This window comes from Streptomyces sp. cg40, from assembly GCF_050320165.1.
GTDB lineage: Bacteria > Actinomycetota > Actinomycetes > Streptomycetales > Streptomycetaceae > Streptomyces > Streptomyces hokutonensis.
Genome location: NZ_CP190128.1, coordinates 6544461 through 6565204, shown reverse-complemented (window position 1 = coordinate 6565204; position 20744 = coordinate 6544461). Strand labels below are relative to the sequence as shown.

Here is a 20744-nt window from a genome sequence, read left to right as displayed (position 1 = left end):
AGAGAAGAAGTCACAGAACAGGCCTCAGGACAAGCCTCAGGACAAGCCACAGAACCACGCTCGCCGTGGCGTTCGCCCTGATCGTCGGCCTGGGAGCGACGGTCCCGGCGACGGCCGACACCCCGTATCCCTTCCGCGACCCGACTCTCTCCGTCAACGCGCGCGTCGACGATCTCCTGGGCCGGCTGACCCTCGACGAGAAGATCTCCCTCCTCCACCAGTACGAGCCCGCGATCCCGCGCCTCGGCATCCAGTCCTTCCGCACCGGCACCGAGGCGCTGCACGGCGTCGCCTGGCTCGGCAAGGCCACCGTCTTCCCGCAGGCCATCGGACTCGCCTCCACCTGGGACCCGGCGCTGATGGAACAGGTCGGCTCGGCGGTCGGCGACGAGGCCCGCGGTTTCCAGCAACAGCGGCCGGACGGCTGGGGGTTGAACCTCTGGGCCCCGGTGGTGAACCTGTTGCGCGACCCGCGCTGGGGTCGCAACGAGGAGGGCTACAGCGAGGACCCCGAACTGACCGGCGCCCTCGCCACGGCCTACGGCGAGGGCCTGACCGGCGGCGACCCGGACCACCTCAAGACCGCCCCCACCCTGAAGCACTACCTCGGCTACAACAACGAGGTCGACCGCGCGACCACCTCCTCCGACCTGCGCCCACGGGTGGAGAAGGAGTACGACGAGGCCGCCTTCGAACCGGCGATAGCGGCGGACGCGGCGACGGGCGTGATGACGTCGTACAACCTGGTCAACGGCCGCCCCGCCACGGTCGATCCGGACCTGGACGCCGTCGTACGGAAGTGGACCGGGCAGGACCTGCTGAACGTCACCGACGCCTTCGCCCCCGGCAATCTCGTCACGCCCCAGCAGTACTACCCCACGATCGCCGAGGGCGACGCGGCGGCGCTCAAGGCGGGCGTCGACAGCTTCACGGACAACAGCGCCGACTCCGGCCCGACGACGTCCGCGATCAACTCGGCGCTGCAACAAGGCCTGTTGAAGGTGTCGGACATCGACAAGGCAGCGTCGGACATCCTCTCCGTCCGCGTGCGGCTCGGTGAGTTCGACCCGGGCGGCGGCAAGTACGGCTCGATCGACGCGTCGGTCATCGACAGCCCGGCGCATCGACAGCTGGCGCGCAAGGCGGCGGCCGAGGGGACGGTACTGCTCAAAAATAGTGTGTCACTTCCGCTGAAAACGACACAGAAAAACGTGGCGGTGGTCGGCCCCCTCGCCGACACGCTCTACACCGACTGGTACTCGGGCACACTCCCCTACGCCGTCACCCCCGCACAGGGCATCGCCGCGAAACTGAAAGCACCCGTGGCCACCAGCGAGGGAGTCGACCGCATCGCGCTGCGCGACACGGCGACCGGCAAGTACGTCACGGCCGGCACCGGCGACACGGGCGCCCCCTTGCAGGAGACCGCCAACACCCCCACGGCCACAGCCCAGTTCGACGCATTCGACTGGGGCTCGGGCATCGTCACCCTGCGCTCGGCCGCCAACGGCAGGTACGTCGGCTACAACTGGTCGAACTTCGTCAACGACCAGACCCAGCCCAATGGTTGGTACGTCCAGCAGCAGTTCAAGCTGGAACAGCAGGACGACGGAACGTACTTGCTGAGGTACGCGGGCTACGAGACCGCCGAGTCCTGGTGGTCGAACCCGGTCTACCTCGGCCCGACCGACGCCAACGGCACCCTGGGCCTGGTACCCAAGGACCAGGCGGCGCACTACGCGAAGGACGTGGTCCGCGACGGCATCGACGACGCCGTGGCCGCGGTGAAGGGCAAGGACACGGCGGTCGTCGTCATCGGCTCGATGCCGTCGATCAACGGCCGCGAGGCCCACGACCGCACGGACCTGTCCCTGGCCCCCTCCCAAGAAGCCCTGGTCAAGGCGGTCCATCGGGCCAACCCGAAGACGGTCGTGATCGTCGAGAACAGCTACCCCACCACTCTGGGCGCCGTGCAGCAGGAGATCCCGGCCCTCCTCTGGACCTCCCACGCCGGCCAGGAGACGGGCAACGCCCTCGCCGACGTCCTCTACGGCGACGTCAACCCCTCCGGCCGCCTCACCCAGACCTGGTACCAGTCGTCCTCGGACCTCCCGTCGATCCTCGACTACGACATCATCAAGTCCGACCGCACCTACCAGTACTTCCAGGGCACTCCCCTCTACCCCTTCGGCTACGGCCTCTCGTACACGACCTTCCGCTACGGCGCCCTGAAACCCTTCGCCGGCGGCTACGAGGTCCCGGTCACCAACACCGGCACCCGAGCGGGCGACGAGGTCGTCCAGCTCTACACGCACCAGCACACATCCCGTGACAAAGAGCCCCTGAAGCAGCTCAAGGCCTTCCAACGGGTCTCGCTCAAGCCCGGGGAGACAAAGACGGTCCACCTGAAGATCCAGCAGAAGGAACTGGCCCACTGGGACGTCACCCGCTCGAAATGGGTCGTGGAATCCGGCACGTACGACGTCATGGCCGGAGCGTCCTCCGCCGACATCCGCAGCCGTACGACCTGGCAGGTCCACGGGGAGACCATCCCGCCCCGGAACCTCTCCCGGACGACCCGTGCCGAGAACTTCGACGACTACTCCGCCGTCCATCTCGTCGACGAGTCCAAGGCGAGCGGCACGGCGGTGGGCGCGGCGGCGGACGGCGCGTGGCTGAAGTTCGCGGACACCCAACTGGGCGCGGGCGCGACGAAGTTCACGGCCCGGGTGGCGGGAACGGCAACCGGCACGATCGAGGTCCGGCTCGGTTCCCCGACGGGAAGGCTCGTGGGGACGGTTCACACGGCGGCGACTTCGTCGTCGTACGACTACGAGACGGTGACCGCGGAGCTGTCGGGTGCGGCGAAGGGCCGTACGGACGTGTATCTGGTGCTCACCAATGGGTTGCGGATATCGAGCTTCACTGTGAGGTGACAGGAAAAAGCCCCTCGCTGCCGAAACAGTGAGGGGCTTTACCCACATGGGATGAGTGGAGATGGCGGGAATCGAACCCGCGTCCACCGGTGCAGAATCAGGGCTTCTCCGTGTGCAGTTCGCTGTGATTTTCTCGGCCCCGGCAATCACGCGAACAAGTCGCCGACGGGCCCAGTCACTGTTTGATTTCCCACCGGACCCCGTGACCGGGCCCGATGGTTTAGTTCCCTAGATTATGCCAGGGTCCGGGTCGGGAACATCCCCGGTCTGACACCCTTTTAGGGTCCTTCAGTCGCTGTTATTAGGCAGCGAGGGCGAAGGACTGGGAATCGCTCTTGGAATTGGCGATTATTGGTTGCGACATATGGTTAACGAGATCATTGCCGCTTCCTCGACACGCTTCACCTGCTTCGACAGCCGCTGTCGAAACCGATCATCCCCATGTTGATTTTTCAAACCGGTTGCCCGGTGCTGATGCCATCGTACGCGACCAACGCGCGCCGATGCCACCGTATTCCCCGTGGCTACTCGCCCCGCTGCTTCCGCTTCGCGGCGGCGATCGCGCGGTCCGACTCCCGGCGGTCCTGCTTCTCGCGCAGGGTCTGCCGCTTGTCGTACTCCTTCTTGCCTCGCGCGAGCGCGATCTCGGCCTTCGCGCGGCCGTCCTTGAAGTACAGGGCGAGGGGCACGATCGTGTGACCCGTCTCCTCCGACTTCGACGCCAGCTTGTCGATCTCCTCGCGGTGCAGCAGCAGCTTGCGCTTGCGGCGGACCGTGTGGTTCGTCCAGGTGCCCTGGCTGTACTCGGGGATGTGGGCGTTGTGCAGCCACGCCTCACCCCCGTCGATCTGGACGAAGCCGTCCGTCAGCGAGGCGCGCCCTTGGCGCAGCGACTTGACCTCGGTGCCGGTCAGGACGAGCCCGGCCTCGTAGGTGTCGACGATCGCGTAGTCGTGCCGGGCCTTCTTGTTCTGCGCGACGATCTTGCGCTTGCCGTCCTTGGCCTTCGCGGCCCCGCCGCCCTGCTTGGGCTGGGACTCCTTGGGTACGTACATTCCCTTGCTCATAGTGCTGCCCATTTTCGCACTACCAGGGGGCATGAGGGAAAGGCGATTACGAAGCGTCCCCGAGGCCGCTCAGCACGGTCTCCGCGCGTTCTACGGCCGCCTGTCCCTGCGCGGTGACATCGAGGTCGGGGGTGATGCCCCGGCCGTCGACGGTGTGGCCGGAGGGGGTGCGGTAGTGGCCGACGGTGAGTTCGGCGACGACGCCGTCGGGGAGTTGGCTCGGCATCTGGACCGAGCCCTTGCCGAAGGTCCTGGAGCCCACGACGACCGCGCGGCCGCGGTCCTGGAGGGCGCCGGTGAGCATCTCGGCCGCGCTCATCGTGCCGCCGTCGACGAGCGCGACCAGCGGTCTGGTGGTGTCGCCGCCGGTCGCCGCGTGCAGGACCTGCTGCTCGCCGTCGACGTCGTACGTGGCGACGAGGCCGCCGTCGAGGAAGGCGGAGGCGGTGGTGACGGCCTCGGCGACCAGGCCGCCGGAGTTGCCGCGCAGGTCGAGGATGAACCCGGAGTCGGCGGGGGCCTGGCGGACGGCGGTGCGGACGATGTCGCCGACGCCCTTGGTGAAGGCGGAGATCCTGATGACGGTGACCTCGCCGGTGGGTCGGGTGACGGTCACGGAGTCGGTGGAGAGGCGGGCGCGCCGTACGGTCTCGGTCCACGCGTGCGTGCCGCGCTCCAGGCCGAGGGTGACGGTGGTGCCGGCGGCGGCGTCCTGTGCGTCACCGCGCAGTAAGGCCACGACCTCGGTGACGGGCTGTCCGTCGACGTTCTCGCCGTCCACGGTGCGCAGCCGGTCGCCCTTGCGGACGCCTGCGGTGGCCGCGGGCGACCCGGACTGCACCTTGGTCACCTCGATCCGGCCGTCGCGCTCCCGGCGGGCCCAGAGCCCGACGCCGGTGTACTGGCCGTCGAGGGCCTCCTCGAACTCCTCGTACTCCCCCTGGGAGTACACGGCGCCCCAGCGGTCCCCGCTGCGGCTGACGGCGCGCTCGGCGGCCTCCATGGGCGACTTGCCGTCGGCCTTCGCCTCGGCGGCGGCCTTCGCGACGTCCTCGTGCTTGGCGACGGGCGCCGAACGGGCCGTACCGGACGCCGATTTGCGGTCCGCGCGGCCGGGTTCCTCGAACGAGCCGGTCGCCGCACCGGCGACGAGCACGCTCGCGAACACCAATGTCAGGGCTGCCCCGCGGCGGATGCGGCGGGGCTGACTACACAGCTCACGACCTGACATGGCGGTGAGTCTAGGACAACGGGAAGGGCCGCACGGGCGGTTGCCCGTACGGCCCTCTTGGCATGCGTCACACCTTGAGGTACTTGCGCAGCGCGAAGAACGCTGCCAGCGCGGGCATCAGGAGGCTCGTCGCGAGGATGAGCGGGAGCTTGGTGAGGACGGCGTCCCAGCCGATGAAGTTGATCAGATTGAGCTTGTGGGACAGGTCCAGGCCGTGGTCGATGATGAAGTACCGGCCGATCACCAGGAATCCGCAGGCGACCGTGCCGCCGATGAGCCCGGCGACGGCGGCCTCCATGATGAACGGGGCCTGGATGTAGAAGCCGGACGCGCCGACCAGCCGCATGATGCCGGTCTCACGGCGACGGCTGAACGCTGAGACACGCACCGTGTTGACGATCAGCATCAGGGCGACGACGAGCATGAGGGCCATGACCGCGCGGGCGGCCCAGTTCATGCCGTTCAGCAGGCCGAAGAGGTTGTCCAGGATGCCCTTCTGGTCCTGCACCGACTGGACGCCGTCCCGGCCGTCGAAGGCGGTCGCGATGACCTGGTACTTCTGCGGGTCCTTCAGCTTGATGCGGTACGACTCCTGCATCTGGTCCGGGGTGAGCGAACTGGCCAGCGGGGAGTCGCCGAACTGCTGCTTGTAGTGCTTGTACGCCTCGTCCTGCGACTCGTACGTGACCTTCTGGACGACCGACATCTTGTCGAGGTCGGACTTGATCTGCGCCTTCTGGTCGTCGGTCACCGCGCCCTTGGCGCAGTTGGGGTCGGACTCGGCGTCGCTCTTGTTGCAGAGGAAGATCGAGACGTTGACCTTGTCGTACCAGTAGCCCTTCATGGTGGTGACCTGGTCGCTCATCAGCAGCGAGCCGCCGAAGAGGGCTAGGGACAGGGCTACGGAGACGACGACCGCGAAGGTCATCGTCAGGTTGCGGCGGAGACCGACACCGATCTCGGACAGTACGAACTGGGCGCGCATGGCGGCTTCTTCAGGCCTTTCCGTGGACGGACATCAGACGGCGGTCGAACGGCGGTCAGTGCTGGTAGCCGTAGACGCCACGCGCCTGGTCACGGACGAGGCGGCCGCCCTCCAGCTCGATGACGCGCTTGCGCATCTGGTCCACGATGTTCTGGTCGTGCGTCGCCATCACCACGGTGGTGCCCGTCCGGTTGATCCGGTCGAGCAGCTTCATGATGCCGACGGAGGTCTGCGGGTCGAGGTTGCCGGTGGGCTCGTCCGCGATGAGGAGCTTGGGCCGGTTCACGAAGGCTCTCGCGATGGCCACGCGCTGCTGCTCACCACCGGAGAGCTCGCCGGGGCGCCGGTCCTCCTTGCCCCCGAGGCCGACGAGGTCGAGCACCTGGGGCACGGACTTGCGGATCTCGCCCTTGGACTTGCCGATGACCTCCTGCGCGAAGGCCACGTTCTCGGCGACCGTCTTGTTGGGCAGCAGACGGAAGTCCTGGAAGACGGTCCCCAGCTGGCGGCGCATCTGCGGCACCTTCCAGTTGGAGATGCGGGCGAGGTCCTTGCCCAGCACGTGCACCTGGCCCTGGCTGCACCGCTCCTCGCGGAGGACCAGCCTCAGGAAGGTGGACTTTCCGGAGCCGGAGGACCCCACGAGGAACACGAACTCGCCCTTCTCCACTTCCAGGGAGACGTCCCTGAGAGCGGGGCGGGTCTGCTTGGGGTAGACCTTGGAGACACTGTCGAATCGGATCACGGGAGCACCACGGGTAGCCGGGGGTAGGTGAGCGTGACCATACGCGACCTGGGTGTGCCCGCGCAGTCGCCCTCCAGGGTTGTGCGAGGCTTGCACGTTTTGTCGCGGATCTGAAGGGCTGGAACGCACAAGGTCGGGGCAGGATAAGGCGAGCCGCGCCGAATCCCGCGGAACCTGGCACAGTGGAGGGGAACGTTCGGGAACGTTCTCGTGTCCCGGGGCGTTGTGATTCGTGGAAGCCGGTGCAAGGAGGGCGAGCGCATGACGTACGACCGGTTGGTGTGCGCGAACTGCGCGGCGCCCGTGAACGAGGGCCGCTGTCCCGTCTGCCGCGCGAACCGCGAGCGGTTGCAGCAGGAGAACCCGTGGGGCGGTCTCAACCCCATGGCGTTGATCGCCCTGCTCGCGGTGCTGATCGCGGCGCTGGCGCTGGTGGCGCACCAGACCGCGTAGGCGGTCTGGACGAGGACACAGGGAAGGGCCCGGAGCGACAGGCTCCGGGCCCTTCGTCGTACGACGTGCGTACGGTCCGTGCAGGGACGGCTACCGTCAGGCGGCCGTGCCGTTGCGACCGGTCCCGAGGCGCGGGAGGACGCGGAAGGCGATGCCGCCGGCGATCATCGTCGCGGCGCCGATCAGCAGGAACGCGGTCTGGCCGGCACCGGTCTCGGCGAGCTCGTCACCGCTGCCCTGGGCCGAGGTGTCGGAACCGGTGTCGGTGAGGGCGGAGGTGCCGGCCTCCTGGGCGGAGGAGCCGCCGTCGGGGTCGGTGTTGTTGCCACCGGTGGAGCCGGAGCCGCTGGTGCTGCCGTCCGACGGGCTGTCGGTCGTGGGCTCGTCCGTCGGCTCGGTGGGGTTGTCCGTGGGCTCGGTCGGCTCGTCGGTGGGAGGCGTCGAGGTCGGCGGCTCCTGCGTGGGGGGCTCCGAGGTCGGCGGCTCCTCCGTCGGGGAGTTCGGCGCGGTCGGGAGGGCGGTGTCGGTCGGGGCCGGGGTGTCGGTCCCGTCGCCGGGCGCGGGGTCGTCGGCGGTGGTCGCGCTCAGCGTCACACCCAGGTCGAGCGCCGAGGCGGCACCCGCGGCGGTCAGCGAGGCGCCGGCGGCGATGATCGCGCCCGCCGCTATGCGCGCGACACGGATCCGCGTCTTCTTCGTCATTAGGTTGCTACCCCCATGTAGCTCGTCGTCAGTGGTGCGTCGGTGTCCGGGGCCGTGATCGACAGGGGTAGCGGCTGGCGAAAGCTCGACTCCCCCGGTTCACATGCGCCCCGGAGACACGCATGCCACGCTTCACCCTTCCCATTTTTCACAGCAACGTCAAGGCCGTTGCGAGCGCAATGTCCACCTACGGGTTCTTTGCTGGGGGATGGAACCTGTGAGTGTGATGTAAAACCCAGACATCCGGATACACGAAAGGCGACTGCCGCCCGGTGGACGGCAGTTGCCAAGTCGACAAAGTCACTCGAAAGCGGCTCGGGGAGTTACTTCTCCTGCTGCTTGCGCCAGCGAATTCCGGCCTCCAGGAAGCCGTCGATCTCGCCGTTGAACACGGCCTCGGGGTTGCCGACCTCGTACTCCGTGCGCAGGTCCTTGACCATCTGGTACGGGTGCAGGACGTACGAACGCATCTGGTTGCCCCAGGAGTTGCCGCCGTCGCCCTTGAGGGCGTCCATCCGGGCCTGCTCCTCCTGGCGGCGCCGCTCCAGCAGCTTGGCCTGGAGCACGTTCATCGCGCTGGCCTTGTTCTGGATCTGCGAGCGCTCGTTCTGGCAGGAGACGACGATGCCGGTGGGGAGGTGGGTGAGGCGGACCGCGGAGTCGGTGGTGTTGACGCCCTGACCACCGGGCCCGGAGGACCGGTAGACGTCCACCCGGAGCTCGGACTCGTCGATCTCGATGTGGTCGGTCTGCTCGACGACCGGCAGGATCTCGACACCCGCGAAGGAGGTCTGACGGCGCCCCTGGTTGTCGAACGGCGAGATGCGGACCAGCCGGTGGGTGCCCTGCTCGACGGAGAGCGTGCCGTAGGCGTACGGGACGTGCACGGCGAAGGTCGTCGACTTGATGCCGGCCTCTTCGGCGTACGACGTCTCGTAGAGCTCCGTCTTGTAGCCGTGGCGCTCGGCCCAGCGCAGGTACATGCGCTGGAGCTTCTCGGCGAAGTCCGAGGCGTCGACGCCGCCGGCCTCCGCGCGGATGGTGACGACGGCCTCGCGGGAGTCGTACTCGCCGGAGAGAAGAGTCCGGACCTCCATCTCGTCCAGCGCCTTCTTGACGGCGGCCAGCTCGTTCTCCGCCTCGGCGAGGGTGTCCGGGTCGTCCTCCTCCTCGGCCATCTCGAAGAGGACCGAGAGGTCGTCGATCCGGCCGCGCAGGGCCTCGGTCTTGCGGATCTCGGCCTGGAGGTGACTCAGCTTGCTGGTGACCTTCTGCGCCGCCTCCGGGTCGTCCCACAGGGAGGGCGCTGCCGCCTGCTCCTCAAGGACGACGACATCTGCCCTCAGCTTGTCCAGGTCCAGGACGGCCTCGATCGACTCCATGGTCGAGGAGAGGGACTTGAGCTCTTCGGAAACATCGACGACTGCCACGCCTCCAGCGTAACGGCTCCACCAAGCGGGGTGCGCCGTGCCTGCGGCGGCTGGTGCGAGCACCCCTGGGGGCTCCGCCCCCAGACCCCCGGACCTATGCCCACCCACCACCCGACTCGGTCCCGCAAGAAGCGACGGCCTACAAGCCCGTCCGACTCGGTCGACAGAGAGGAGCGCCGCCCCCAGCCCGTCCGACCCGATCCCTCAACCGCCGGCCCGCATCACCCAGCCCGTCCGGCGTTTGAGGACGAGGCCGTTCAGGCCGAAGCGGGGGGCTGGGGGCGGCAGCCCCCAGGGGCGGGACGGGTAGGGGCGGCGGGGGCGAAAACCCTTACGGCGAAGCCGGTGCCGAGTTCTTCGTGTCCGGGGACGTCGCCCCCGAGTCGTCCCCCGACGTCGCCGCCCACGTACCGACCCCCACCGCCGCGACCAGCACCACCGCCGCCGCCCCGAGGGTCAACCGCCGACGCCGGGTGGCCGCCCGGTGCCGGGCCGAGCCGGGCCGCGGGGCGCCCGCCGCACGCGGGGCGCGAGCCGTACCGCGCGCACCACCCGCCAGCTCGTCCGGCGCAGGCACCCGCATCGACGTGTGCGTGTCCCGGTTGGAGTCGGCCGGCTTGGCCCCCGGCACCAGCGGCACAGCCCCCCGCCGCACCCGCTCACCGCGCGCGGGCGCCGCCACCGGCGCCTCCTCCGGCTCCGCGTCCTCCTGCTCGGTGTCGGGCTCGTCGACGTCCAGCGGAGGCATCCCGGCCAGCAGCGGCAGCTGTTCCCGCAGCCGGGCCGCGAGCTCGGAGGCCCGCAACCGCGACGCCGGCGCCTTCGCCAGGCACTGGACGAGCAGCGCCCACAGCTCCTCTGGAATCCCGGGCAGCGGTACGACGGTCTCGGTGACGTGCCGCCGCAGCACCGCACCGGGGTGGCCGCCGCCGAACGGCGTGAATCCGGCGAGGAGTTCGTACAGCACGGTCGCCAGGGCGTAGATGTCGACGGCCGCGCGCGGGGGCAGGCCCTCGACGATCTCGGGGGCGAGATAGTCGGGCGTGCCGATGATCTTCGTGGCGCGGGTGCGGCGCGGGGAGTCGATGAGTTTGGCGACCCCGAAGTCGGTCAGCAGGGCGGGGTGCGCGCCGCCGGGACCGAGCGGACCCTGCATGTCGAGGAGCACGTTCTCGGGCTTGACGTCCCGGTGCACGACGCCTGCCGCGTGGGCCGCCGCGAGCCCGTCCGCGATGTCGGCGACGATCGCGACCGCGGCTTCGGGGGCGAGGCGCCGTTCCCGGTCCAGGCGGGTGCGCAGATCCGTCCCCCTGACCAGGTCCATGACGAGGGCGAGGTCGTTGCCGTCGACGACCAGGTCCCGTACGGACACGATGTTCGGGTGCTCCAGGCCGAGCAGGGCGGTGCGCTCCTGCACGAAGCGGCCGACGAGCTCCTGGTCGGACGCGAGGTCCTCGCGCAGCAGCTTGACGGCGACGGGCCCCTCGGGACCCTCGCCGAGCCACACCGTGCCGGCGCTGCCCCGCCCCAGGATCTGGTTGGCGGTGTACCGGCTGCCGATCTTCCGTGCCAAGACTGCTCCATCCAGACGCGTGTTGTCGTTAAAACTACGCGTCGGATGAGCCAACCTTCACCGCGGAGGCGGAAATCACCCACTGGGTGTCGACAAATCACCAACACAACGCCGGACTTGGGGCTTTACGGCCCTCGGCCGACGGTCAGTTGCCCCCGGCGGAACTCAGATCCTTGACCCAGCCGCTCACCTTGTCGACGACACCGGTGATCTCCTGCCAGTAGCTCTTGCCCGTGCCGATCCAGTCCTGAAGCGGAGTCAGCTCCCAGACCAGCCAGCCCGCGACGAACAGCAGGACGATCGTGAAGAGACAGCCCTTCAGGCAGCCGAGCCCGGGGATCTTCATCGGGTTGGCGCTGCGCTGCCGCGGCTGTCGGGGCTCGCGCGCCGGTTCCTGAGGCCGCTGCTGGGGCTGCTGCGGCTGCCTCGGCGGGGCGTACTGCTGCGGCTGTTGCTGCTGCGGATAGCCGTAGCCCTGCTGCGGTTGCTGGGGCTGCCGGCGTTGCGAGGGCCGCTGCTGCGGGCGCTGCTGGGCGGCCTGGCGGGGCTGCTGCGGCGGCTGCTGGGGGCGGGAGACCTGGCGCTGGGGGCGGCGGCGCAGCGGGTCCTCGCCGGGGTCCAGATAGGGCTGGAACTGGGTCTGTTCGTTGCGGTCGCGGGCAGCGCGCAGCTGGTTCTGCCAGGGGTGCGGCTGCTCGGGGCCGCCGGGCTGCCCCTGCCCGCCCTGCTGGCCCTGCCCGCCCTGCTGGCCGTACGGGTTCTGCGGCATGACCGTGGTCGGGTCGGCCGCGCCCCGGCTCGGCAGCACGGTGGTCGGGTCGGCGGCGCCCAGCGGGCCGCCGGTGTGCGGGAGGACGCTGGTGGCCGCGTTCGGGTCGAAGGCGCCCGCGCCGTGCGAGAGGACCTGCGTGGGGTCGGCCGCGCCGGGCACGCCCGGTACGGCGGCGGGCGCGGGGTCGGGGGCGAGCAGCATCGCGACGTTCTCGGCGGCGGCGATCTGCGCGGAGTTGGCGTGCACGCCGATGCCCTCGGCGACGGTGCGCAGGCCGCGGGCGAGGTTCTCGGCGCTGGGCCGTTCGTCCGGGTTCTTGCGCAGGCAGCGCTCGATGACCGTCCACAGCGGGTCGGGGACGGTCGAGGGGCGGCGCGGTTCGGCGCTGAGGTGCTGGTGCAGGACTTCGAGGGCGGAGCCGCCGGAGAACGGCGGGCGGCCGGTGACCAGCTCGTACATCAGGATGCCGGCGCCGTAGATGTCCACGGCGGAGGTCTGCGGGCGGCCCTCGGCGGACTCCGGCGCGATGTACGCGGGCGTGCCGACGAACTCGTGGGTGCGGGTCAGGCCCGGGGAGTCGGCGAGGCGGGCGATGCCGAAGTCGGTGAGCATCGGGTGCATCTGGCCGCCGTCCTGCTTGAGCAGGACGTTGGCGGGCTTGAGGTCGCGGTGCACGACGCCGTCGGCGTGGCTGGCGGCGAGCGCGTCGGCGATCTGCGCGGTGAGCAGGGCGGCGCCCACGGGGCTGAAGGGGCCGTTCTCGCGCAGGTACCGGTGGAGGTCGGGGCCCTCGATGATGTCCATGACGAGCGCCAGGAGGTCGCCCTCGACGACCAGGTCGCGGACCCGGACGATGTTCGGGTGGGTCAGCCGCAGCAGCACCGACCGCTCGCGCAGGAACCGCATCACGATGTCGGGATCGCTCGCGAGTTCTTCCTTGAGGACCTTGATCGCGACGGTCTCACCGGGCTGACCCTGGACAGCCGCCTCGGCGCCCGCGGTCTCGCGCTGGCGGGCCCGCCAGACGGTGCCCGTGGCGCCGCGTCCGAGCGGCTCCTCCAGGAGGTACTTGCTGCCTACCGGCCGCACGTCTGCGCTCCCTGCTGCTTGCCTGTGTTCCGGTCCACTGTAGTGCCGCCCCTCTTGGGGCTACCTACGTAAGCATCGCCGTACATGTTCGAAGGAAAGACGCTCACCCTGGTCTCCCGGTTGCCCCAATGGTCACCGAAGCCGGACATGACCGGTCTCACTCGATCACCGGTGCGGCACTGGTCAGGCACTTTTGGGGACAGAGCTGACCAATCAAGATCACTTGGTGCCGGGCCCCGGGCGCGTTGTCAGTGGCAGGTGCGAGGATGCGTGCAGAACTGGCCGATGTGCTCGCGCGGGGTGGGGGAATATTCCGCGCCCGGGGCAGAAGGGACCGCTGACGGCGATGCAGATCCGGCTGACCGTCGTAGACCCGCTGGGGCCGCCCGCGCAGCCGCGGGGCCGCTCCGCGAGCTGCGACGTGCTGGTCACCGCGCCCGCCGGTACGGCCCTGGCCGCGGTGGCCTCCGCGCTGGCCTCGGCGGTCTCCGCCGACCCGGCCGCGGCCGCGCCCGAGCGGAGCCGTGAGTCCGGCGCCCCGATCGTGCTCTACGCGGGCGTGGAGCGCCTGGACACCCAGCGCTGCACGCTCGGTGAGCCCCCGCTGACGGACGGCGCGGTGCTGTCCCTGGGCGCCCCCGCCGAGCCGGAGGCACACCCCGAGCTGGACGACGCCCCGACCCAGCTCCATGTGGTCGCGGGCCCGGACGCGGGCGGGGTGCACCTGCTGCACGGCGGCCAGATCCACATCGGCCGGTCCGCCGACGCGGACGTCCCGCTCGACGACCCGGACGTCTCCCGGCTGCACTGCGCGATCACCGTCGACCCCGGCGGCCGGGTCTCGGTCGCCGACCTGGGCTCGACGAACGGCACCACGCTGGCGGGCACGCGCGTGGGCACCCGCCCGGTGCGTTTCGCCCCGGGCGCGCTGCTGCGGATCGGCGAGTCGGCCCTGCGGCTGACCCCGTCCGGCGGCCCGGGAGCGCGCGCCGGGACGACCCCGGACGGCGAGGGCCACGTGCGCGTGTCCCCCGGCACCCCCGCGGGCCCCCGCGCGCAGCCGCCCGTGGTGCCCGGCCAGGGCGCCGCCCCGAGCATCGAGCACCGCGCGGTCCCCGGCGGCGGGGACACCCACGCCGGCCGCTTCGGGGCGCTCGGCGAGGCCCCCGAGGGCGAGGGCGCCGAGGAATCGTTCTCCGCGCGGACGACGACCTCCCGCGTCCCCGCGCGCGACGAACCCGGCGAGGACGAGGGCCGCAAGGGCACCCCCCTGCGGGGCACCGAGGTGCCGCAGGGCGTGCGCAGGCGCGGCGGCATCGGCAAGTGGGCCCGCCGCCTGACGGGCGGCCGCGGCGAGTCGACCGGCGAGGACTCCGAGTCGTCGTACGACCCCTCGTACGGCGATTCCGACGATTCCTACGACGGCGAGGGCTCCGGCGGGAGCGCGCCGACCCCGCCCGTGCCCGACCGGCAGCCGGACATCTGGCCCGACCCGGCCGCCCTGCTGCTCACCGCCCTGGGGCCGGGACCCCGGCTGTGGGAGCGCGGCCCCGGTCACCCCGAGGCGCTCACCGTCCGGCTCGGCACCGCCGACCGGGCGACACCGGACGGCTCGGCGCTGCTGCCCGCGGTGCCGGTGACCTCAGGGCTCCGCGAGGTCGGCGCCCTGGGCCTGGCCGGACCGCGCACACGGCTGGCGGGCCTGGCCCGCGCGGTGGTGGCCCAACTGGCCGCGCTGCACTCGCCGGACGCCCTGGAGATCGTGCTGATCAGCACGGACCGGGCGCGTTCGATGGCCGAGCGCACCGCCGAGTGGTCCTGGCTCGGCTGGCTGCCGCATCTGCGCCCCGGGCACGGCCAGGACTGCCGCCTCCTGCTGGCCTACGACCGCGAACAGGCCACGGCCCGCACCGACGAACTCCTGCGCCGCCTGGAGGACCACGCCACGGACACGCACGGCGGGGGCGGGCCGAGGGCCACCTACGGGAGCTCCCCGAGCTCCGCTCGCCGTACTCCGGGGATCGGTGCGCAGCGCGGTCCGGCGGAGGGACGGTCGGGTGCCCCCACCGCGTACTCGATCACCGACGAGGCCCATCACGACCGGCCCGGCGCCCCCGGCCCGCACACGTTCGACGACCCGGACTCCGGCGCCACCAGGCCCCGTTCGTTCGAGGCTGCCGACCCCGCGCGCGGGGCCTTGCACCGCCCTTCCTGGGCCCGCACCGACGACGGTGACGGCCCGGCGGACGGGTTCACGGGGCCGTACACCGTGCTGGTGGTGGACGGTGACCCCGGTGGGGCCGACGTGCGCGAGGCGGTGGCGCGGCTGGCCCATGACGGGCCACGGGCCGGTATCCACGTCGTGTGCCTCGCCGAGACGGAGGCGGCCTCGGCCACGTCACCCGTGACGGAGACCTACGAGGCGGCGTGCGCGGCGGCGCCGACGTTCCGGGAGTGCGGCGCGGTCGCGCTGCTCAGCGGTGACGTGGCGACGGCGCTGCGGCTGCTGCGGGTCGCGCACGACGGGGCGCAGCAGTCCGGTGCGGAGGCACGCCCCGGCTCGAAGGACTCCACTCCCGCGGGCCCCGTCGGCGAAGGCACCGTGGCCGCCGTGGACGCCGTCTCGCTCGCGTGGGCCGAGCGGTTCGCGCGGGCGCTGGCACCGCTCCGGGCGGACGGCGCGACGGGTGAGCGGCACGCGCGCGTGTCGGCGCCGTTGCCCCAATCGGCGCGGCTGCTGGACGAGTTGGGTCTCGCGCGGGCCACCCCGGCGTCCCTGCTGGCGCGCTGGGCGGACGCGGGTGACGACAAGGACGCGCTCGGCGGCCGGGCCTGGGCGGTGCTCGGGGCCGGACCGCGCGGGCCGGTCAGCGCGGACCTCGCCGCCGAGGGCCCGCATCTGCTGATCGAGGGCCCGCCGGGCAGCGGCCGTACGGAGTCGCTTCGGGCGGTGGTCGCCTCGCTCGCGGCGGCCGAGCGGCCCGACCGGCTGGGCATCGTGCTGATCGACGGCCGGGACAGTGTCGGCGCGGGCGGCGGTCACGGCGAGGGCCTGCGGGTCTGCACGGACGTGCCGCATGTCACCACGCACCTGACGGCCAACGACCCTGTGCGCATGCGGGAGTTCGCGCAGTCCCTGAGCGCGGAGCTGAAGCGGCGGGCCGAGCTGCTGGGCCGGATCGGGTTCGCCGAGTGGCACGCGCGGCACGAGGTGTCGGGCCGGATCGTCGCCCAGCGGGGCTCGTCCGGTGCCGGGGATCTGGAGAGTCCGACGAGTTCGACGATCCGGCTGCGCCCGGCGGCGGCCCGTCAACAGACCGAGGCGGCACCGCCGTTGCCCCGGCTTGTCGTAGTGGTCGACGACCTGGACGCCCTGGTGAAGCCGCCGTTGGGCTCTCCGGGCCGGCCCGCCGCCGGTTCGGTGATACGCGCCCTGGAGGCGGTGGCCCGCGAGGGCGAGCGGCTCGGCGTGCACCTGGTGGCCGCCGCCGCGCTGGACGCCCGTACGGCCGAGACGGAACCCGCCCGGCACGCCACGCTCCGCGTCACCCTCGACCCGACGACACAGGGCCCGGACGAACCGGCGCCCGGCCGCGGCCGGTTGACCCTCCCGGACGGCCGGAGCACGCCCTTCCAGGGCGGCCGGGTGACGGGCCGTATCCCGCGCACGGCGACGCTCCGCCCCACGGTCGTCCCGCTGGAGTGGCAGCGCATGGGCGACCCCCCGGCCCGCCGCCCGGTCCGCGAACTGGGCAATGGGCCGACGGACTTGGCCCTGCTGGCCAGCGCGCTGGAGCGGGCCACGCGTTCGGTGTCGGCGGCGGAGGTCCCCTCCCTCCTCTGATCGTTCACAGGTCGCCCACACAACCCCACGTCACGACCCAATCACGATCGCGGTCTTGACAGCTGACGCCATCTTGCCGCCTTCAAGTACCGGGCGTAGACCAGTGCGCACGGAAGCGTTCGAGCGTTCGACGAGGAACGAAGAACGGGGCAGTGATGCGCAGCACGAGCAGCACCATCCGGACACGCACCACCGTACGCACAGCGGCAGTTGTCGCCGCGGGAGCACTGGCGCTCTCGCTCACCGCCTGCGGTGGCAGCGGCAACAAGAGCGACAGCGGCAATTCCAGCACCCCCTCCGAGAGCACCGGCACGGTGACCCTCCCCAAGCTGAACGGCCAGAGCCTCGAAGTGGCCGCCGTATGGACGGGTGCCGAGCAGAAGAACTTCAAGACGGTCCTCGCGGAGTTCGAGAAGCGCACGGGCGCCAAGGTCACCTTCGTGCCCGCGCAGGACCCGATCATCAACTTCCTCGGCTCGAAGATCGCGGGCGGCCAGCCGCCGGACGTCGCGATGCTCCCGCAGCCCGGCGCGATCAAACAGGCCGTCGACAAGAAGTGGGCCAAGCCCCTCGGCCCCGAGGCGCTCGCCGAGTTGCAGAAGAACTACTCGCAGGGCTGGCAGGACATCGGCAAGGTCGGCGGCAAGCAGTACGGCGTCTACTACAAGGCCGCCAACAAGTCGCTGATCTGGTACAACGCCAAGGTCTTCGAGAACGCGGGCGCCACGGAACCCAAGACCTGGCAGGACCTGCTGAAGACCGCGCAGACGGTCTACGACTCCGGGGTCACCCCCTTCTCGATCGCGGGCGCGGACGGCTGGCCGCTCACCGACTGGTTCGAGAACGTCTATCTGTCGCAGGCGGGCCCGGAGAAGTACGACGAACTCGCCCAGCACAAGATCAAGTGGACGGACCCCTCCGTGAAGGAGGCGCTGACCACGCTGGCACAGATCTGGGGCAAGAAGGCGTACATCGCGGGCGGTCAGAGCGGCGCGCTCCAGACCGAGTTCCCCGCGTCCGTGACCCAGACCTTCACCGGCGGCGACCAGCCGAAGTCCGCGATGGTCTACGAGGGCGACTTCGTGCAGGTCAACATCGGTGAGACCAAGGCCAAGGTGGGCACCGACGCCAAGGTGTTCCCGTTCCCGACGGTGGGCACCACCGCACCCGTGGTCTCCGGCGGCGACGCGGCCGTCATCCTGAAGGACTCCAAGGCGGCCCAGGCACTGGCCACGTTCCTGGCCTCGCCCGACGCGGCCACGATCCAGGCCAAGCTCGGCGGCTATCTCTCCCCGAACAAGAACGTGCCGGACTCGGCGTACCCGAACGCGGTGCAGCGGACGATCGCCAAGTCGCTGATCGCGGCCGGTGACGACTTCCGCTTCGACATGTCCGACCAGGCCCCGCAGTCCTTCGGCGGGACCCCGGGCAAGGGCGAGTGGAAGGACCTCCAGGACTTCCTGAAGAACCCGACCGACATCGCGGGCACGCAGGCGCAGTTGGAGAAGGACGCGGCGGCGGCGTACGCGAGCGGGAGCTGAGCCGGCGATGGCATCGGCAGCGGCGGAGGCCCCCCGGGCCCCCGTCCCTCCCCGCAGTCGCAAGAGCGTGACCGGCACCCGCAGGACCGTGGCGGTGCTGTTCCTGCTGCCCGCCCTGGTGCTGCTCGGCGCGCTCGTGGTCTACCCGATCGGGTACTCGCTGGTCCGCAGCTTCGGCAACCAGGCCGGCGACGGATTCGCCGGATTCGACAACTACAAGGCCCTGTTCACCGACGACGGCATCCGCACCGCCCTGAAGAACAACATCATCTGGGTGATCTTCGCGCCGACGGTCGCCACCGCCCTCGGCCTGATCTTCGCGGTGCTGACCGAACGGGTGCGCTGGGGAACGGCGTTCAAGCTGGTCGTCTTCATGCCGATGGCGATCTCGATGCTCGCCGCCGGCATCATCTTCCGGCTCGTCTACGACCAGGACCCGCACAAGGGCGTCGCCAACGCGGTCTGGGTCGGCATCCACGACACGTTCGTCTCGTCGTCGGCGTTCCCCAACGCCCACCCGGGCCGCGAGTCCCCGCTCAAGGCGGACAAGGGCGGCTTCATCACCAGTACGACGGTCCGCACCGGCCAGACCGTCGCGCTGCCGCTGGTCGGTGTCGCCCCCGACCAGATGCCCGACAGCGCGAAGAAGGCCGTGGCGGCGAAGCCCGAGCCGGGGAAGATCACCGGCACGACCTGGCAGGACTTCACCCGCGGCAAGGGCGTCGGCAAGCTCGGCGGGGTCGACCCGTCGGAGCTCGGGTACGGCGGGATGCGGATCGAGGCGGTCAAGGACGGCAAGGTGGTCGCCTCGACGAAGGCCGCGGGGGACGGCACCTTCACACTGCCCGCGAGCGCGGACGGGGCTCAACTCCGGCTCCCGGCAAGCAACTTCAAGGCGCCCTACAACGGCGTCGAGTGGCTGGGCCCGTCGCTGGTCACGCCGGCCATCATCGGGTCGTACGTGTGGATGTGGGCCGGGTTCGCGATGGTGCTGATCGCGGCCGGACTCGCGGGTGTGCCACGGGAGTTGCTGGAGGCGGCTCGCGTCGACGGTGCCAATGAGTGGCAGGTTTTCCGGCGGGTCACGGTGCCGCTCCTCGCACCCGTGCTCGCGGTCGTCGTCGTCACGCTGATGATCAATGTGCTGAAGATCTTCGACCTGGTCTTCATCATCGCCCCGGGGTCCTCGCAGGACGACGCCAACGTGCTCGCCCTGGAGCTGTACCGGAAGGGCTTCTCGGAGGGCCAGCCGGGGATCGCCAGCGCCATCTCGGTGTTCCTGCTCCTGCTGGTGATTCCGGTGATGCTCTTCAATGTGCGCCGGCTGAGGCGGGAGGTGCGGCGATGACGACTGATGCCGGAACTCTGCGGAAGACAGGGCCTGTTGAGGTCGTCAAGGCACGGGAGTCGCTCGGCGGGCGGCTCGCGGCGGCGGCGAGCGGCGGGCTGGTCCGGGTGTTTCTGATCCTCGTCGGCCTGTTCTGGCTGGTGCCGACGATCGGGCTGCTGCTGTCCTCGCTGCGCAGCCCGGAGGACATGAACGCGAGCGGCTGGTGGAAGGTCTTCAGCACGCCCTCCCAACTCACCTTCCACAGCTACAAGACGCTGCTGGAGAACAGCGACATCACCAGTTCGCTGTGGAACACCGTCCTGATCACCGTCCCGGCCACGGTCCTCGTCGTGGTGATCGGGGCGCTCGCGGGCTACGCGTTCGCGTGGATGGAGTTCCCCGGCCGCGACTGGTGGTTCCTGGGCGTGGTCAGCCTGTTGGTCGTTCCGGTGCAGGTCGCGCTGATCCCGATCGCCGAACTCTTCGGAAAGATCGGCCTGTTCGGGACCATCTTCGGGGTGATCCTGTTCCATGTGGGGTACGGGCTGCCGTTCGCGGTGTTCCTGCTGCGGAACTTCTTCGCGGAGATCCCGCGCGAGTTGCTGGAGGCGGCCCGCCTCGACGGAGCCGGTGAACTCCGGCTGTTCGCACGGGTCGTGATGCCGCTCGGCGGGCCCGCTATCGCGAGCCTGGGCATCTTCCAGTTCCTGTGGGTGTGGAACGACATGCTGGTCGCGCTGGTGTTCACCAAGTCCAGCACCCAGCCGATCACGGTCGCACTCCAGACCCAGGTACGCCAGTTCGGCAACAACATCGACGTGCTGGCACCCGGCGCGTTCATCTCCATGGTGATCCCGCTGGCCGTGTTCTTCGCGTTCCAGCGGCAGTTCGTGTCCGGTGTCATGGCGGGCGCGGTCAAATAGCCATAAACCGCACATGGTTCAAGGGGTGGGCCGTCACCGGCCCGCCCCTTCGCGTTCACCGTGCGTCCCCCGTATGCCGTACGGGGCGTAACCAAGTCACTCCATCGGCCGTTCCCGGGCAGA

General features: G+C 70.5%; 14 protein-coding genes and 1 other RNA gene. 6 read left to right on the top strand and 9 right to left on the bottom strand.

All coding sequences use genetic code 11. From position 1 onward, the window contains the following. Positions 1-65: 65 nt before the first annotated feature. Positions 66-2936, top strand: coding sequence for a glycoside hydrolase family 3 C-terminal domain-containing protein (locus ACQHII_RS29475; RefSeq protein WP_427922107.1), 2871 nt, complete (start codon positions 66-68; stop codon positions 2934-2936). 53 nt (positions 2937-2989) lie between these two features. Here the strand turns inward: ACQHII_RS29475 and ssrA are convergent. The 5 genes from ssrA to ftsE all read right to left on the bottom strand — a co-directional run bounded on the left by ssrA (position 2990) and on the right by ftsE (position 6964). Next, positions 2990-3377: a transfer-messenger RNA gene (gene ssrA / locus ACQHII_RS29470) on the bottom strand. 83 nt (positions 3378-3460) lie between these two features. Further along, a complete protein-coding gene (gene smpB / locus ACQHII_RS29465; RefSeq protein WP_043259227.1) occupies positions 3461-4003 on the bottom strand; it encodes an SsrA-binding protein SmpB in 543 nt (180 codons plus the stop codon). Between the two features lie 46 nt (positions 4004-4049). Further along, positions 4050-5234, bottom strand: coding sequence for a S41 family peptidase (locus tag ACQHII_RS29460; protein ID WP_427922106.1), 1185 nt, complete (start codon positions 5232-5234; stop codon positions 4050-4052). Positions 5235-5301: 67 nt separating this feature from the next. Next, complete coding sequence (gene ftsX, locus ACQHII_RS29455) at positions 5302-6219, bottom strand: permease-like cell division protein FtsX (protein WP_019065988.1); 918 nt, start codon at positions 6217-6219, stop codon at positions 5302-5304. A 55-nt stretch (positions 6220-6274) separates the two neighbouring features. Next, entirely contained in the window at positions 6275-6964 is a 690-nt protein-coding gene (gene ftsE, locus ACQHII_RS29450; protein WP_019065989.1) for a cell division ATP-binding protein FtsE, read from the bottom strand. Positions 6965-7225: 261 nt separating this feature from the next. Here ftsE and ACQHII_RS29445 point away from each other — a divergent pair, with 261 nt between their 5' ends. Further along, positions 7226-7417: a hypothetical protein gene (locus ACQHII_RS29445; RefSeq protein WP_403649190.1), complete on the top strand. Its 192-nt coding sequence runs from the start codon at positions 7226-7228 to the stop codon at positions 7415-7417. Positions 7418-7513: 96 nt separating this feature from the next. On the opposite strand, the gene ACQHII_RS29440 is transcribed toward ACQHII_RS29445, so the two are convergent. From ACQHII_RS29440 to ACQHII_RS29425, 4 genes are all read right to left on the bottom strand, one after another. Next, on the bottom strand, positions 7514-8119 hold the full coding sequence (locus tag ACQHII_RS29440; RefSeq protein WP_427922105.1) for a hypothetical protein: 606 nt from the start codon (positions 8117-8119) through the stop codon (positions 7514-7516). 323 nt (positions 8120-8442) lie between these two features. Further along, positions 8443-9549, bottom strand: a complete 1107-nt coding sequence (gene prfB / locus ACQHII_RS29435) for a peptide chain release factor 2 (RefSeq protein WP_093627227.1) — start codon at positions 9547-9549, stop codon at positions 8443-8445. 331 nt (positions 9550-9880) lie between these two features. Continuing rightward, positions 9881-11122: a serine/threonine-protein kinase gene (locus tag ACQHII_RS29430; RefSeq protein WP_427922104.1), complete on the bottom strand. Its 1242-nt coding sequence runs from the start codon at positions 11120-11122 to the stop codon at positions 9881-9883. Positions 11123-11267: 145 nt separating this feature from the next. Further along, entirely contained in the window at positions 11268-12983 is a 1716-nt protein-coding gene (locus ACQHII_RS29425; protein ID WP_427922103.1) for a serine/threonine-protein kinase, read from the bottom strand. 346 nt (positions 12984-13329) lie between these two features. Between ACQHII_RS29425 and ACQHII_RS29420 the strand changes: the two genes are divergently transcribed. The 4 genes from ACQHII_RS29420 (at position 13330) to ACQHII_RS29405 (ending at position 20621) form a co-directional block, all read left to right on the top strand. Next, positions 13330-16827, top strand: a complete 3498-nt coding sequence (locus tag ACQHII_RS29420; protein ID WP_427922102.1) for an FHA domain-containing protein — start codon at positions 13330-13332, stop codon at positions 16825-16827. Positions 16828-16982: 155 nt separating this feature from the next. Further along, complete coding sequence (locus tag ACQHII_RS29415) at positions 16983-18368, top strand: ABC transporter substrate-binding protein (protein ID WP_427922101.1); 1386 nt, start codon at positions 16983-16985, stop codon at positions 18366-18368. A gap of 7 nt (positions 18369-18375) precedes the next feature. After that, positions 18376-19716: a carbohydrate ABC transporter permease gene (locus tag ACQHII_RS29410; protein ID WP_427922100.1), complete on the top strand. Its 1341-nt coding sequence runs from the start codon at positions 18376-18378 to the stop codon at positions 19714-19716. Continuing rightward, positions 19713-20621 (top strand): carbohydrate ABC transporter permease, encoded by a 909-nt coding sequence (locus ACQHII_RS29405; RefSeq protein ID WP_427922099.1) that lies wholly within the window; start codon positions 19713-19715, stop codon positions 20619-20621. Before ACQHII_RS29410 ends, ACQHII_RS29405 begins: the two co-directional genes overlap by 4 nt. Positions 20622-20744 lie beyond the last annotated feature (123 nt).